Source organism: Mycobacterium kansasii ATCC 12478 (genome assembly GCF_000157895.3).
Lineage (GTDB): Bacteria > Actinomycetota > Actinomycetes > Mycobacteriales > Mycobacteriaceae > Mycobacterium > Mycobacterium kansasii.
On record NC_022663.1, the window covers coordinates 496,234 to 512,454 of the forward strand.

At 66.6% G+C, this 16,221-nt stretch carries 7 protein-coding genes and 1 pseudogene; 3 read left to right on the forward strand and 5 right to left on the reverse strand.

Annotation, left to right across the window (positions count from 1 at the left end; translation table 11 throughout):
• Positions 1-9: 9 nt before the first annotated feature.
• Positions 10-8,304, reverse strand: coding sequence for a MupA/Atu3671 family FMN-dependent luciferase-like monooxygenase (locus tag MKAN_RS28595; RefSeq protein WP_023364683.1), 8,295 nt, complete (start codon positions 8,302-8,304; stop codon positions 10-12).
• A gap of 609 nt (positions 8,305-8,913) precedes the next feature.
• On the opposite strand from MKAN_RS28595, the pseudogene MKAN_RS31625 reads away from it, so the two are divergent.
• Positions 8,914-9,282: pseudogene (locus tag MKAN_RS31625) on the forward strand (cation:proton antiporter domain-containing protein); the annotation flags it as partial.
• Positions 9,283-9,485: 203 nt separating this feature from the next.
• On the opposite strand, the gene prcA reads toward MKAN_RS31625, so the two are convergent.
• From prcA to dop, 4 genes are all read right to left on the reverse strand, one after another.
• Complete coding sequence (gene prcA / locus MKAN_RS02165; RefSeq protein WP_023364685.1) at positions 9,486-10,292, reverse strand: proteasome subunit alpha; 807 nt, start codon at positions 10,290-10,292, stop codon at positions 9,486-9,488.
• A complete protein-coding gene (gene prcB, locus MKAN_RS02170; RefSeq protein WP_036395975.1) occupies positions 10,289-11,155 on the reverse strand; it encodes a proteasome subunit beta in 867 nt (288 codons plus the stop codon). The genes prcA and prcB overlap by 4 nt, the downstream gene beginning before the upstream one ends.
• Positions 11,152-11,346 (reverse strand): ubiquitin-like protein Pup, encoded by a 195-nt coding sequence (locus MKAN_RS02175; RefSeq protein WP_023364687.1) that lies wholly within the window; start codon positions 11,344-11,346, stop codon positions 11,152-11,154. Before MKAN_RS02175 ends, prcB begins: the two co-directional genes overlap by 4 nt.
• Positions 11,347-11,479: 133 nt before the next feature.
• Positions 11,480-12,976 carry a pup deamidase/depupylase gene (dop, locus tag MKAN_RS02180; RefSeq protein WP_023364688.1) on the reverse strand — a complete coding sequence of 499 codons (1,497 nt, stop codon included), beginning with the start codon at positions 12,974-12,976 and terminating at the stop codon, positions 11,480-11,482.
• A gap of 699 nt (positions 12,977-13,675) precedes the next feature.
• Between dop and MKAN_RS02185 the strand changes: the two genes are divergently transcribed.
• Together MKAN_RS02185 and MKAN_RS02190 are read left to right on the forward strand one after the other, a co-directional pair.
• Positions 13,676-14,950, forward strand: a complete 1,275-nt coding sequence (locus tag MKAN_RS02185) for a DUF2314 domain-containing protein (RefSeq protein WP_036396029.1) — start codon at positions 13,676-13,678, stop codon at positions 14,948-14,950.
• A gap of 79 nt (positions 14,951-15,029) precedes the next feature.
• Positions 15,030-16,220: a hypothetical protein gene (locus MKAN_RS02190; RefSeq protein ID WP_023364690.1), complete on the forward strand. Its 1,191-nt coding sequence runs from the start codon at positions 15,030-15,032 to the stop codon at positions 16,218-16,220.
• Position 16,221: the final 1 nt, after the last annotated feature.

Consider the following 16,221-nt stretch of genomic DNA (forward strand, 5'->3'; position numbering starts at 1 on the left):
CGTCTCTCCTTAGGACAACCGAGCGGCTTCCGGTAGCTCGGTGATATGCGTGAGCAACGCTTGGGGCGTCTGCGAGTCGAACACATCCCGGATCCGAACCCGCCGGCCGAACACTTTGCGTATCCGGGCCGCGATCTTGATGGCGTGCAGAGAATGGCCACCGAGGTCGAACAAGTCGTCGTTGGGGCTGACCGCGTCACGTTCCAGCACGTCTCGCCAGATCTGGGTCATCGCGTCCAGCGGGTCCGCCGGATAGGCACCGGTTGCGTTGCCCGCCGGCCGCTGCGGCGAGGCAGCGCCAATGGCGGCGGCCAACGCGATTCGGTCGAGTTTGCCCGATCCCGCACGCGGCAGCCGCTGCATCGCCACCAGGGTGGTGGGTACCAAATGGCTGGGCAGGAGGGACGCCAATTCGGTACGCACGGCCTGCGGTGTGGTGTTTTCAGTCAGCACCAAACCGGCTGCCAGACAAGAGCCTTCGCCGTCACCCAGCAGGCAGGCGGCGGCCGCCCGCACCCCGGCCACCGCCCGCAGGGCCGTGTCGACCGCGCCGAGTTCAACCCGGTGACCGCGGACCTTGACCTGGTCGTCCAGGCGCCCGACGAACTCCAAACATCCGTCAGCCACCTCGGCAACCACATCCCCGGTGCGATACCAGCGGCTGCGCGCGCCGTCGGCCTCGGATCGCCACACGAAGCGCTCCGCGGTTTCCGCGGGCAAGCCAAGATAGCCGTTGGCTACCCCGGGTCCGCCGACCAGCAATTCGTCGCCGTCAACCCGCACCGGTCCGTTGAGCGCAGAGCCGATCGGCACGGTGGCCCGCGACTCGAACGGATCCGGATCGCCGATGCAGTACATCGTGGCGCCCACGGTGGATTCCGTTGGGCCGTAATGATTCCAGATGGTCAGCCCGGGCCGGGCAGCCCGCACGCGACGCACCGTGGGCCAGCGCAGCGGCTCGCCACCGAAGATGAGCTGTGCGTGCGGAAGGAATACATCCGTGCCCGTGCTTAACAACGCATCCAGATGAGTCGGGGCGATTTTGAGCACGTCGGCCGGCTGTCGTGACGTCAGGTCCGCCAGCGCCTGGGCGTCGACGCTCGTGTCTTCGTCGGCCAGCAGCAGGGTGCCGCCACGTGTCAGCGCGGACCACAGCGTGCTGTAACAGAGGTCGTATGCCGGTGAACCCACAACCAGACAGCGTTGTCCGGTCATGTCCACCCGCTGCGCCAGCGCGTCGAGATAGCTCAACAGGTTGGCATGCGAGACGACGACAGGCTTGGACTCGCCGGTCGATCCGGAGGTCATGATCACGTAGGCGGCGTGCGCGGCCGGGATGACGGGCATCCGGGCGGTTGGCGTCGATTCGGCCAGTGTCGCCACATCGTGGTGTCCATCCGGCCGCTGTGTGCCGCGCTGCTGCCCGGTGTGGATCACCAACTGCGATCCACACGCCCGCATGTGTGCGGCGAGCGCGGCTTCAGACGTTGAGGCCGCGACAACACTGAAGGCCGCGCCGGCCTTGAGGACGCCGAGCATCGCCGCGACCATTGGCACACACAGCGATCCGACGATGGTGACGACAGCCTCGGCCGGCAGGTCGGCGGACAGTAGGCCGGCAGCGATCCGATCCGAGCGCGCATCCAGTTCGGCAAAGGTGACGCTCGAAGCGCCGTCGTACGCGGCCACCGTTGCCGGGGACTCGGCGGCCCGTGCCGCGAACCGCCCATGGATGGTCTCTGCGGTAACGAGCTCGTCGCCGCTGACCAGCTCGGCGACGATGTCGGCGTAACTCTGCGCCACCCGGGCAATTGCGTCAGCGTCGTAGGAGTCGCGGGTGTAATCCCACTCCAAGATCAGTTGGGGCTCAGCGGTTTCCACCACGTTGAGGCTCAATTCGAAGCGCACGAAACTCGCCGGGTCCGGCAGCGCACGAGCGCAGGCCGACCCGAACCTCGGTTGGGTCACGTGGTCCCAGTTGAAACAGGTGGACACATGTGTCCCCGGTGATTGCGAGAGGATCTCGGCGAACGGCAACCCCTGGTGCTCGTAGGCGTCCAACAGCGCGGCGCGAACAACCGGCAACGCCGTGGCGACATGGAGCTGGGCATCCAGCTGTAGCCGCAGCGGCAACAAGTTGGACAGGTAGCCAACCAATCCGTGCCGGGCCGCGGCATCGCGCGGGTCGGCCGAGACGCCGACGACCACCGCGTCCGCGCCGGCGCACGAGCGAGCCCGGTGCATCAGGTAACAGGCCAGCAGCGCGACGTACCGGGTGCATCCCATATCGGCGGCGACGCGCTGCAGCGCGGCCACGGTCTCGGCCGGCAGCATCGTGCGCAGCCGACCACCCGCGCCGGCGGCCAGCTGTGTGGGGCGGGTGACCGCGGTGCGCGCGGCAAGACACGTGCGCCAGAATTGGCGATCGGCTGCCGTTGCGCGCCCGGCGTGCTCGCGCCGCCAAGCGGCGAAGTCGACGGGCTCCGGCAACTCCTGGGCGGCACCGCGATACACCGCCGCGAGCTCGTCGAGGACTATCCGCTCCGAGACGCCATCGAAGACAATGTGATGGGCGGTCAACACAATTCGGCATTGCTGCTCGGTGAGCCGCAACACAGCGATCCGCCACAACGGTCCCACGGCCATGTCGATGAGCTGCTCCGCGTCTTCGGCGTACCAGCGCGCCAGCTCCTCGTCTCGATCGGCGTCGGACAACGCGGTGAAGTCGACGACGTGTACGACGGGCGCGAGGTCCCGGTGCACCAGCAGGGTCTCGCCCTCGGCGCCGAACGTCGAGCGCAGCGCCTGGTGGCGCCCCGCGACGGCGATCACGGCGTCCTGCAGGGCGTCGATGTCAACTCGTTCCGCCACCTCCAGCGTGGTCCGGACATGGCATGCTCGGGCCGTATCGGGGTCGGACTCACAGGCCCACCACATGAGTTGCTCGTTGGGCGCGGCCGCGAGCTGAGCTTCCACACCGCCCGTATCGTCGGTCCGGGACGAGCGCAGCACCGAAACCACCGCGTCCAGCAGTCGCTCGGCGTCCAGGGACGAGGCGGTTCCGGGCAGCCTCGCCATCAGCCGGGTCCGTCCGCCGGAGCGGCGAATCAAGAGCACTTCGCCGCAATCGCGCGCACCGAAATCTTCGGCGTAGTCCCACAACTGGGCCGTTTGCTCGTCCTGTTCGGCGTCGTCCAGCAGGGAGAGGTCGACCAGGTGCACGGTGGGCGGACCCGCCGGCTCGACGAGCTTCTGCAGGTGCGGCTGGGCGGACACGGCCGCTTTCACCGCCAGGATGACCTCGTCGGGGTCAATGGTGGCGGTCAGGTCAACGGCCGCCCGCGCTCGCTCGGTGCGACCCGACACCTTCGCGGGCTGCGGCGCGGGGGGTCGCTCGGTGGTGTGCAGCCGCTCGCCAAGCCGCACCAGTTGGTCCACACCGCCCAGCAGATCATCTGCGGCGACGCCGAAGTCGACGAAACACGCGATCTCGTCGACCCCCAGACCGGCGATGCGGCGGGCGACGTCAAGCGCATGGTCGAGATCGCCGATTATCGCGTTGTCCTGCAGGAAACGATCGACCGCCCGATCCAGCAGGTAGGTGCGTTCGCTGTCGGTGAGCCGTTCGAAAGCGTGTTGTTCGCGGCTGCCGGTGACCGCGCTGAACAGGTCGACCGACGACCCGAGATAGCGGTGCAGCGGGCCGCGGGCCAGGCGGGCCGCGGAGTCGTCCGAGGTGACCAGCGTGTGAACCAGGGCGGTGACATGCCCGGGACCCGTGATACCGGCGCCGCGCCGGGCATCCCGGTAGAGAGCGATATTCGACGCGAGTTGCTCGGTGGTCTGGCCGACCAGGTTGGTCAGAATCGACAGGCCGCGCTCTCCCGCCGTGCGGAAGGTTTCCGGGGAGCCCAGTGCAGCGATCCAGGTCGGCAGGTCCGTTTGCCGGGGCTGCGGATACAGGCTGACTTCGGTCTCGATACCGTTGCGCTGGAAGGTGATTGGATCGCCGCGCCACAGCCGATGCACGGTGTCGATGTCCCGCCACAACACTTCCCGGCGCCGGTCGAACGGCTCGCGCGCCAGGATGAAGTCGTTGCGCTGCCAACCGGAGGCGAAGGCAACGCCTATCCGGCCACCGGACAAGTTGTCGATCATGGCCCACTCCTCGGCCACCCGAATCGGGTCGTGCAGCGGGAGGACGACGCTGCCGGCGTGGATTCTGATCTTCGTGGTGATCCCGGCGAGGAACGCCCCCAATACCGACGGGTTGGGCGACAGGCCGCCGAAGGAGTGGAAATGGCGCTCGGGGATCCACAACGTCGCGAGGCGCCCGTCGGCCGCCGCGGCCGCGTTGCGGATCACGTCGAACATGCCGGGCGTGTTGCGTGGGTAGTCGCCGAAGAAGGAGAGGCTGAGCACCGGGGCCGGCGACCCGCCGGAAGTCCGCACCTGCGGCGTATGGGGTTCGGATTGCCTTGGGACCGCGCAGGTCCCGGCCAACCCGCCGGACACGACCGGCTCCTTGGGCTCGACGAACCGCGCGGCTCGGTGAGCCGCCGGAACGTCTGATGTCAACCGGTTGAGCAGGCCGGCATCACGCAACTCGCGGGCCGCGCCGCCGGCCGCGTCGATTATCCGCTGGATATCGGCATCGCTGTGCGCGGTGGAGAGGAAGCAGGTGCCTCCTTCGGCGATGTAGACGCCCTTGGTCAGCATCGCGGCGTTGAAGTAGTCCATCTCCACCGGTTGGTAGGCAAAGCTCAGATTGCCGTTGAGGGAGAAGCGGAAAAAGGAGCCGAAGTTGTGCATCGCGAACGGCACGCCCAGATCGGTGAATCGTGCGTTCAGTTCGGTGCGCATGTCGTCGGTGCGCGCATTGAGCCGGCTGGTGAGCCGCAGCCCGTCGTCGCTGAGTTTGCGCAGCACCGCACGCGCGGCCGCCATCGCCAGCGGATGGCGGCAGAATGTGCCGGCGGTGTACGTGACCGGTGGCCCCGGGGGCGTCGTTCCCCCGTCGACACGGTTCATCACATCGGCTCGACCGGCCACGACCCCGATGGGCATGCCGCCGCCAAGGACCTTGGCGTAGCTGACGATATCCGGTGTGACACCGAAGTGTGCCGCCGCGCCGCCGGGATGGATGCGGAACCCGGTGAGCACCTCGTCGAAGGCCAGCAGCACATCCTGCGACCTGGTGATGTCGCGTAGCTCCCGAAGGAACTCGACGGGATGCAGGTCGGGGCGGCGGTTCTGCACGGGTTCGACCAGCACCGCGGCCAAACTCGAGCCGCGGCTGCGGATTTCGGCTAGCGCCCGGTTGTCGGCGTAGGGCAACACGATCACGTCATGAACAAGGCCGGCAGGAATGCCGATGGCCATCGGGGCTGCTGAAATATCGTTGATTCCGGTCGGGTTGACCAGAGTCGAGTCGAAGTGACCGTGGTAGGCATTGCGGAACATCGCGATGGTGTCGCGACCGCTGTGCGCACGGGCCAGCCGCATCATGGTCATCACAGCCTCGGTTCCGCTGTTGCAGAACAATACTCGATTCTGACCAGTGAGTTCGGCCAGCAACGCGGCGACTTCGCCGGCAACGGCCGATTCGGGGCCCAGCTGGATCCCGGTGGCGAGTTGGTCGCGCAGCGCGTCGACGATGAATGGCGCTTGGTGACCAAAGAAGTTGACTCCGAAACCCATTGCGATGTCGACGTAGTCGTTGCCGTCCACATCGGTGATATGCGCGCCCCGGGAGGAGACCACCCGAAGCGGCGCTGCGAAAGCCGCTGTCTCGGGCCGTATTTCCGAAGCGCTACGCCGGTTATTGCACATCACCGGTAGCTGGGAACGGTATTCGGCGATCGAACGCGCCGTCATGCGGGTGTAGGTATCGGTCAGCGTGCTCAGGTAGTCGCCGCGGTCGTCAGCCGTCGATGGCGCCGTGCCGCCGTGTTGAGTCACGTAATCGGTAATCGCCGCGACCGTAAGCAACTCCTCGAAAAGCTGGCGCAGCACCAGCACCACCCCGAAGGTCGTATCGACCCGGCTCACCACCTCGACCAGGACCATCGAGTCCGCGCCCTGCTCCAGCAGTGGGCGGCGGGGCTCCACCTCGTCGGGCTGCATGCCGAGTAGCTCGGCGATCCAGCCCGTGATGACAGCTGCCACCGCGGTTACCACTGCGCTGTGCTGTGGCGGGCGTGCACCGGCAAGCGAGATATCCGCCATCGTGGCTGTCCTTTCGTTGATTGCGCCATTGCGGTCAAGCGGTTTCGGCGGCCGCGTGATCCAGAGTCGTCTGCGGCGGAAAGGATGCGCCGGAAGCGGCACCAGCGCGAAGGTCGCGGCGGGATACACCCGTGACCAGTCAACGTGGGCACCTGCCAGGTGCAGCGCGATGGCTAGCCGCTGCTCGTCATCGAGTTGAGCGCTGGCCCAGCCGGGTTCGGCTGCGCAGCGCGACGCCGCCGCGACTTCGACACGCACCCCGTCCTGGCGGGCAGCGGCTGATGCGGTGCACGCCACCCACTGCTGGCCGGGCAGCAGATCCACGAGCGCGGCATCGACTGTGGCAGCATCGGCATCGTCTCGAACGACGACGATCCGATTGGGCGCGTCAGCTTCGGTGGCGGCCACCAACTTCGACGGCTGGTCCGACTGCCAGGACCTGAGCTCGCCCAGCGCCGTCTGCGCGTCCGGTGCGACGACCACGAGCCGGAATCGGTGGTGGTCCCGACCGACCGCCGAACTGGCGCAGACGTCGGGGAACGCTTCGGCCGCACCGCAATCCAGCAGCTCAGCGTAACCGGCCACCAGGTCATGCAGCGCCGCGTCGCTGCGACCCGAAACCAGCAATACCTGCACCGGACGCGGAATACGTTGCGGTGGAGCAAGGTCAGGAGCATCCGCGAGGATGACGTGGGCATTGGTGCCGGCCATGCCGAACGAGCTGATCGCGGCCAGCCGCCCCCGTTGCCGGCGGGACCAGAAAGTAGGCCGGGTGGTGACCGCGAATCGCATGGCTTCCCATGGCACTTCCGGGTTCAACCGAGCCGCATGCAGGGTGGGCGGAATTTCGTCATTGTCCATGCACAGCACGATTTTTGCCACCGAAAGCAGGCCCGCGGCAGCCTCCAGATGCCCGAAATTCGACTTGACCGAGCCAAGCTGAACCGTGCGGGTCGACCCGTACACCTCGCCAAGACCGGCAAGTTCGATGGGATCTCCCAGCCGGGTGCCGGTGCCGTGGGCCTCCACCAAATCGACATCGTCGGGGTCAACGCCGGCCGAAGTCAATGCCTCGCGCATGACGTCGCGCTGCGCACTGCTGCGGGGCACCGTAAGTCCGGCGCCGCGGCCGTTGTGGTTGACCGCCGAGCCCCGGATGATCGCGCGTGGCCGTCTCCCGGCAGCCAACGCGGCTGACAGCGGCTGCAGCACGAATGCCAGCGCCCCTTCCCCCTGCCCGAAGCCCTCGGCGTCGTCGGCGAAGGGTCTGCTCCGGCCACGAGGCGCCACCGCGTCTAACGCCTTGCGCAACAACAGGTTTTGCGGGGTGGCGATGAGGTTCGCGGCGGCTACCACCGCCAGAGTGCACTCGCGGTCGTGCAGGCTGCGGCAAGCCAAGTGCAGAGCCACCAGCGATGACGAGCACGCGGTGTCGACGTGCATTATCGGCCCGGTAAGTCCGAAGACATGGCCCAGCCTGCCGGCCGCAACGGCGCGAGCCGTGCCGGTCCCGGTGTAAGCATCGAAAAGCTCACGCCGACAAAGATCGGCGCTTTGCAGGAGATAGTCGTCGCTGCTCGTGCTGACGAACGCCCCGGTCCGTTCACTCGCCGCGCAGCGGATCGAGACCCCGGCGTCCGCGAATGCCCGGTCGGTGACTTCGAGGATCATCCGTTGCTGCGGGTCCATCCCCGCGGCTTCCTTCGGCGAGATGGAAAAGTACGCCGGGTCGAATGCATCGTGATCGGCAATGAGCGCGGCACTCTGCGGGGGTGCGTCGTGGCGGCGCCCGGCACCGTCACGATCGAGCGTGACATTCCAGCCGTCGTCATCGATGGGCGTGATCGCATCGCCGCCGGCCCGCAGAAACGACCACAGCTGCGAGGCCGTCTCGATACCGGCGGGCAATCGCAATCCCATGCCGAGCACGGCAACGGGTTCGCGGCGGCCGGCCCTGAGTCCTTCAATCGTCTCGCGCTGTCGTGCCAGGGTTTCTCGGGTCTTCGCCAGCAATTCGTGGACGTCGATCGGCTCCCCCAGCGAATCGCCTGGCGAAGCGAACCCGGGTCCCTGCATCCGATACTCCTCACCGAAGCATCGACGACGGGCGGCGTTCAAACCGCGGTCACTGGCCGGCTGGTCGGCCTGCCGAAGCGCTGGCCGGAGCCAACGTTTCCGACCTCCCGTCACGTTAGTCGCTAACATCCGCTTCCGCGAGGGGCGAAAACGCATCGGGAAACGCAGTTAGACGACGCGGCATGGGCTTCGAGCCGGGGCCAGGGACCGACGTAGCCGCCGGCCGGCGCGACTCGATGACACGGATTGGAGTGGTCGAAGCTCTCGCCGTGAGACATTGTCGTCGGGCTTGCGACGAAGATGGCGGGCGGCTGTTTCCACCCCGGCCCGGGGCCACACGAGCAGGTGGGTGCGATAGATCGCACGCTCACGCTTGTGCTTCTCGATGTCCTCGAAATCGCGGTCATCGTCGTGGCTGCCCGGCTGTTCGGAAAGGTCGCACAGAGGCTCGGGCAGCCGGCGCTGATCGGCGAAGTGGTGGCGGGGATTGCGCTGGGACCCAGCCTGCTCGGCCTGTTACCGGGTCGCCCGGATATTCGCCTCTTTCCCAGCGAGCTGACGTCCTACCTCAGGATGTTGGCCGAGCTCGGACCCCTCCTGTCGGCGTTCATGACGGCGAGAATTGCTATACACGAGATCTTCGGTGCGTTCCTTTTCGGAGCGAGCATGCCCAGACAGGGTGCACGACATTTCAGAAGAGCGATCCTCGACCGACTTGGCACCACCAATTCGCTGGTGCTGTTGCCTGTCTTCTTTGTCATCGCGGGTTTCAACGTAGAGCTGCGCAACTTCACACGAGTCGACCTGACGTCGCAACTGCTGTTGGTGCTCACCGCGGCCGGCGTCGGAAAACTTGGCGGCACCTTCGCCGGTGCCCGCCTGCAGCGAATGACGGTCCGGCACAGCGCCGCAATCGCCGTGCTCATAAACACCTGCGGACTGACCGAGCTCGTGGTCCTGACGGTCGGCAACGAGGTCGGCATTTTCGACACCGACATGTTCACCATCATGGTGGTCGTCGCCTTGGCCACCACGATGTTCTGTCAACCGGCGCTTGGAATCATCTATCCCGACAGGGTTATCCAGGAAGACATCGACGCCGCCGCGGCAGCAGAGCCAGAACGGTTACCGGACGGCCCCTTACCGCAAAGCCGCGGCAGTGTCCACCTGCGCGCGCGGTCCTACTCTGACGATTCGCCGTCGGCTTTCGAGTCTTCGGGCTTGTCGGAGTCCTTGGGCTCCTCGGACTCTTCGGAGTCTGCGGCTTCCCCGGAAGTCGCCTTCTGCAGCAGTGTTTCCAGCTGAGCCCCGGTGATGCGACGAAACGCCCGCCGTGGCCGATTGGCGTCGAGAATGGCGACTTCCAAGTTGGCCACCCCGAGGGCGGGCTGACCGTTTCCCGAAGTGTCGGCGCTGCTCGCCCGCAGCGCCTCCACCGCAATCCGCAGCGCGTCGGGCAGATCGGCGTTCTCGGCGTAGGACTCCTTGAGCGCGGTGGCGATCGGCTCGGTGGTGCCACCCATCACCACGAAATGCGGCTCGTCGGCGATCGACCCGTCGTAGGTGATCCGGTAGAGCTCGGGTGGCTTGGTCTCGCCGTAATGGGCGACCTCGGCCACACACAGCTCGACTTCATAGGGTTTGGCCTGCTCGGTGAAGATGGTGCCCAGTGTCTGGGCGTAAACATTGGCGAGCTGGCGTCCGGTGACGTCGCGACGGTCATAGGCGTAGCCGCGGGTGTCGGCGAACTGGATGCCGCCGCGGCGCAGATTGTCGAATTCGTTGAACTTGCCGGCGGCGGCAAAGCCCACCCGGTCGTAGAGTTCGCTGATTTTCTGCAGTGACCGCGACGGGTTCTCCGCGACGAACAGCACGCCGCCCGAGTAGGCCAGCGCCACCACGCTTTTGCCGCGCGCGATGCCCTTGCGCGCGAGCTCGCTGCGCTCGCGCATCGCCTGCTCGGGCGAGATGAAATACGGAAAGCTCACTTTTCACCGCCGTCTGGCCCGAAAGTGTCAGCGCGCGAACGGCTTCCGATGACGTCGCGAGCCAGCTCGGCGATACGGCTCTCCGGGATGTCGACCGCCCCGTCGGCGTCGATGGCGACTGCCGTGGGATAAATTCCGCGGACCAGGTCCGGGCCGCCGGTGGCCGAGTCGTCGTCGGCTGCGTCGTAGAGCGCCTCCACAGCCACCCGTAACGCCGAATCGCCGTCAGTGACTTGCGAATACAGCTTCTTCATCGACGACTTGGCGAAGAGCGATCCCGAGCCCACCGACTGGTAACCCTCTTCTTCGATGTTCCAGCCGCCAGCGGCGTCGAACGAGACGATGCGCCCCGCGGTCTGCGGGTCGGCGGCATGAATGTCGTAGCCCGCCAGCAACGGCAGCGCAATAAGCCCCTGCATGGCCGCCGCCAGGTTGCCGCGCACCATGATCGCGAGCCGGTTGACCTTGCCGGCGAACGTCAGCGGCACCCCTTCCAACTTCTCGTAGTGCTCGAGTTCGACGGCGTACAGGCGGGCGAATTCGACGGCGACCGCCGCGGTGCCGGCGATACCGGTGGCGGTGTAGTCATCGGTGATGTACACCTTTTTCACGTCGCGCCCGGCGATCATGTTGCCCTGGGTGGAGCGCCGGTCTCCGGCGATGACGACGCCGCCGGGGTATTTCAAGGCGACGATGGTGGTGCCGTGCGGCAACTGGTCGCTTGGCTGCGCGCCGCCGCCCACGCCGGCCGGCAACAACTCCGGCGCCTGGCGACGCAGGAAGTCAGCAAACGATGAGAGGTCTACAGCGGATCCGGAAAGTGCCGATTTAGGGGACAAGCGATCAGGCAACGGCCAGGTCACTGTCCGCCCTTTTGGACGTACGCGCGGACGAAGTCTTCGGCGTTCTCCTCGAGCACGTCGTCAATCTCATCGAGCAGATCGTCGGTTTCCTCGGCGAGCTTTTCGCGACGCTCCTGGCCCGCGGCAGTGCTGCCGGCGAAGTCGTCGTCGTCTCCGCCGCCACCGCCGCGTTTGGTCTGCTCCTGAGCCATCGCCGCCTCCTGCTCTCGTCATGGCCTGCTTACAGGCCGCGGGCGCCGTACCGCACGCCCGCTGGTCTTTCCCTAACAGTACCGGTCAGCGCCGACGTTTCCGGGTTTACGCTCCCTGCCGTACCAACGGATCTCAGCTGGTGAGTTGTTCCACCAGTTCGGCGGCGCTGTCCACGGACTCCAGCAGCGCGCCGACGTGGGCTTTGCTGCCCCGCAGCGGCTCGAGCGTGGGTATCCGCACCAGCGAGTCACCGCCCAAATCGAAAATGACCGAGTCCCAGCTGGCGGCGGCGATATCGGCGCCGAACCTGCGCAGACATTCGCCGCGGAAGTACGCCCGGGTGTCGGTGGGCGGGTTGTCCACCGCCTCGAGCACCTGGTGTTCGCTGACCAGCCGTTTCATGGAACCGCGGGCTACCAACCGGTTGTACAGGCCCTTGTCCAGGCGGACATCGGAATACTGCAGGTCAACCAGATGCAATCGGGGCGCCGACCAGCTCAGATTCTCCCGGTGCCGGAATCCGTCGAGCAGCCGCAGCTTGGCCGGCCAGTCCAGCAGCTCTGCGCATTCCATCGGGTCGCGCTCGAGCAGGTCGAGCACGTGCGTCCAGGTTTCCACGATGTCGGACGCCCGCGGGTCGGGGTCGCGGCTGTCGACCAGCTTGGCCACCCGGTCCAGATACGCCCGTTGCAGCGCTAGACCGGTCATTTCGCGGCCGTCTACCAGGGCCACTGTGGCCCGCAGGGTGGGATCACGGCTGATTGCATGGACCGCATGTACCGGCCGGGCCAGCGCCAAATCAGCCAGGTCAACCCCTTCTTCGATGAGGTCGAGCACCAGCGCCGTAGCGCCCAGCTTGAGGTAGGTCGATGTTTCGGCAAGGTTGGCATCGCCGATGATGACGTGCAGCCGGCGGTACCGGTCGGCGTCGGCGTGCGGTTCGTCGCGGGTGTTGATGATGCCGCGTTTCAGCGTCGTCTCCAGTCCGACCTCGACCTCGATGTAGTCGGCGCGCTGCGACAGCTGGAATCCCGGCTCGTCGCCGGAAGGCCCGATGCCGACGCGGCCGGAGCCGGTCACCACTTGTCGCGACACCAGAAACGGGGTGAGCCCGGCGATAATCGCCGAGAACGGCGTCTGGCGAGACATCAGATAGTTCTCGTGCGCCCCGTAGGACGCGCCTTTGCCGTCGACGTTGTTCTTGTAGAGCTGCAGTTTCGCGGCGCCGGGGACGCTGGCGACGTGCCGCGCGGCCGCCTCCATCACCCGTTCACCGGCCTTGTCCCAGATCACCGCGTCGAGCGGGTCGGTGCACTCGGGTGCGGAGTATTCGGGGTGCGCGTGGTCGACGTAGAGGCGCGCGCCGTTCGTCAAAATCATGTTGGCCGCCCCCACCTCGTCCGCGTCGACCACGGGCGGTGGCCCGGCCGAGCGGCTCAAGTCGAAGCCCCGGGCGTCCCGCAGCGGCGATTCCACCTCGTAGTCCCAGCGGGTGCGTTTGGCGCGCTGAATACCCGCGGCAGCGGCATAGGCCAGCACCGCCTGCGTCGAGGTGAGAATCGGGTTGGCGGTCGGGTCCGACGGCGATGAGATGCCGTACTCGACCTCCGTGCCGATAATCCGTTGCATGCTTTAGAGCCTAGGCCCGCCGACGATGCGGCCCGCGTAGCGGGCCGTTGAGGAGGCGGGCAATCGGGCTAGGCCCGCCGACCCACAACTTCCGAGCGGCCCGCGTAGCGGGCCGTTGAGGAGGCGGGCAATCGGGCTAGGCCCGCCGACCCACAACTTCCGAGCGGCCCGCGTAGCGGGCCGTTGAGGAGGCGGGCAATCGGGCTAGGCCCGCCGACCCACAACTTCCGAGCGGCCCGCGTAGCGGGCCGTTGAGGAGGCGGGCAATCGGGCTAGGCCCGCCGACCCACAACTTCCGAGCGGCCCGCGTAGCGGGCCGTTGAGGAGGCGGGCAATCGGGCTAGGCCCGCCGACCCACAACTTCCGAGCGGCCCGCGTAGCGGGCCGTTGAGGAGGCGGGCAATCGGGCTAGGCCCGCCGACCCACAACTTCCGAGCGGCCCGCGTAGCGGGCCGTTGAGGAGGCGGGCAATCGGGCTAGCGACCTTCTGCTAGCCAGCCCCCTGCGGCATGTCGATCGCGAGCGCTTGCATTGATCGACTGGCGCATTCAGTTGCCTGTTGGTACGGTCGCCCCGACTCGCCCCGACCATTTGCACCCCAGACTTCGGAGTATCCGCGTTGACGCCAAAAGGGCTGTGGCCTTTGTTGATTCCCGCAGTGCTGAGCTGCCGTCGCCGGACGACGTGCGGGGACCGGCTGTGAATCCCGACCCATTTCAGCACGCGCAGTCCGGCGCTGACTTGATTCCCGCGGGACCGCTTCAAGCCGAACAGATCAGCTATGCGTTCGCGATCTACTACCTACCGAAGCCGTCGGCGGACCCGTTCGCCACCTTGGATGCGCTGCTGGCCAGGGAATTCAGGGAATTCCACCACGCCGATTGTCTCAGCGGAGACGAAACAGAGCCCACGGTGAACGCCTGGATCACCGCCGATCCGCAGCACGACTGTCCGCCCCCGAGCCCCGATATTGTCCAACTGTTCGGTCGTGGAGTAAGCCTGCAGCAGACGGCGGCGCTGCAAGCCACCGAAGCCGCGCTGGTCCTCAACTTCGTCTATCCGAAGGGCCAAGCCCTGAGCCGCCTGCGTACGGCGCTGCGGTTAACCGGTGAACTGGCCTCCGGCACCGGCGGCCTTATTTGGGACAACGAGACGCGGGAAGTCTTCACCCCGGCCGCATGGATCGAAATGCGCATCGACCAATGGAACGGTCCGACGCCGGATATCAGCGACCACACGGTCATTCACGCCTACCAGCCCGACGGCCATGTGCGGCTGGTCACGCTTGGCATGGCGAAATTCGGGCTGCCCGACGTCGTGGTGAACCAGCTGCCCCGGTCGGTCAGCCAACAGGTCGGGGATCTGGTCAGTGCGTTCTGTCAGGCGATCACCGACGGACCGGTCGTCGAACGTCGTGGAGAGTTCGATCTCGACGTCCGCCGCATCGGTTCCGCTGGCACCGGGACGGCGCCGCTCACCCTGAAAGTGGGGACGCCCGAAGCCGGTGATCCCGACAACCGGATCCTCGAACTCACTTTTGATCGCGGGACTGGCGAGGATGTTCACACTCGGCGCCACGCGGTGTTGGCCGCAGCATTCGGCTCCGGGTCACCGGTCGTTCCGACAATGCATGACGATGCACTCAACGCCGCCAGCGAACAGGCCAGAAGCAAGCTGCCGGCGCTACGCGCCCTGTTCAACGACGGGCTGGCACCAGGTGAATTCCTGCAACTGAAAGCCCCGTTCGAAGGTGCGGGTGGTATCCGGGAGTGGATGTGGGTGGAGGTCGCGAGCTGGACCGATGACGCGATCACCGGGTTCCTCGTCAACGAGCCGGCCAGCAGCCTGGGCCTGCACGCGGGCCAGACCGTCGAGGTCGCCGAATCGACGGTCTTCGACTACATGCACAAGCGGCGCGACGGCGTCATCGACGGCAACGAGACCGAGAGACTGATCCGCAGCCAGCTCAATTAGGCGTTCGGTCGATGCTCATCGCCACCACGCCCGGCGTGACGGGTCCGGCTCGCTTATTTGAGGACTAGGGTGAGCCGGCATGAAGCTCTCCCCGCGCCGCATGCCGGCAGGCCTGGCGCCGGCAACTGCCGCGGCCGAAAGCTGGTTCTTGCAGCATGGCTTGCCGTCTGTGCTGACCAAGCGGTCCCGATGGCGGCGGCTGTGGTCCAGGTCGGCGCCGGCGCTGGCCGCATATGCGGCGTTTCACTGCTGGACCTTCCCCTTGTTCCTGATCACCAACGGCGAAGATGTCAACATCGGCGAGAACCCCACCCCGCGGGATTGGGTTGTTCTGACGATCGTCGCGCTGGCCCCTGTTCTGATTGTGGGGATCGGCTGGCTGGTGTCGCGGATGTCGGACGGGCGCAAGCGGGCGATCGCAGCCACCGTAGCGGTCAGCATGGTGGGCATCGTGATCGTCGTCGAAACCGACCCGTCCCATCTGCCGGGCGCAGTCATCTTCACGGCACTGGTGTTGCTTCTGACCGCCAGTGGTGTCGGGTCAGTGGTCGGCTGGGCGGTGCGCATTACCGTCTCGCAGGTTGCGACGATCGGGGCCTTGGCTGTGCGGGCGCTGCCGGTCGTCCTGCTGACCACGTTGGTGTTCTTCAACGGCAACGTCTGGCTCATGGCCGCGACGATCGGGGCCGAGCGACTGGGGCTCGCGATTGCGTTTCTGCTCAGCATCGCCGCCGCATTCGTTGTCTCCGCCACCAGGGAGCGGGTCCGGCCCATGCTGCAGTCAGCCGCGGCGCTGCCCAGAGACTGTGAACGGCTGGCACACACACCGTTTGCGATGCTGCCCGATTCCCCGGGAAGCCCCCCGCTGACCAGGGCCGAACGTGTCAACATGGTCTTCGTGCTGGCCGTCTCGCAGCTGGTGCAGATCATGGTGGTGGCGCTGCTGACCGCGGTGATCTATGTGATGCTCGGGCTGATCGTGCTGAGTTCGGCGCTGCTCGACGAATGGACCCGCGGCGCGCCCAGCAGCTCGACCGTGTTGGGCCTGACGTTTCCGGTGCCGGATTCGCTGATCCATATGTGCCTGTTCCTAGGCGCGCTGACCTTCATGTACATCAGTGCTCGCGCGGTCGACGACGCCGAATACCGCACCACGTTCGTCGACCCGCTGATCGACGACCTGCATGCCACCCTGATCGCCCGCAACAGATACCACGCCAGCATCACCGGCTACTCCCCCCGTGTTGACGCCGCTGACCACAGTGATTAAT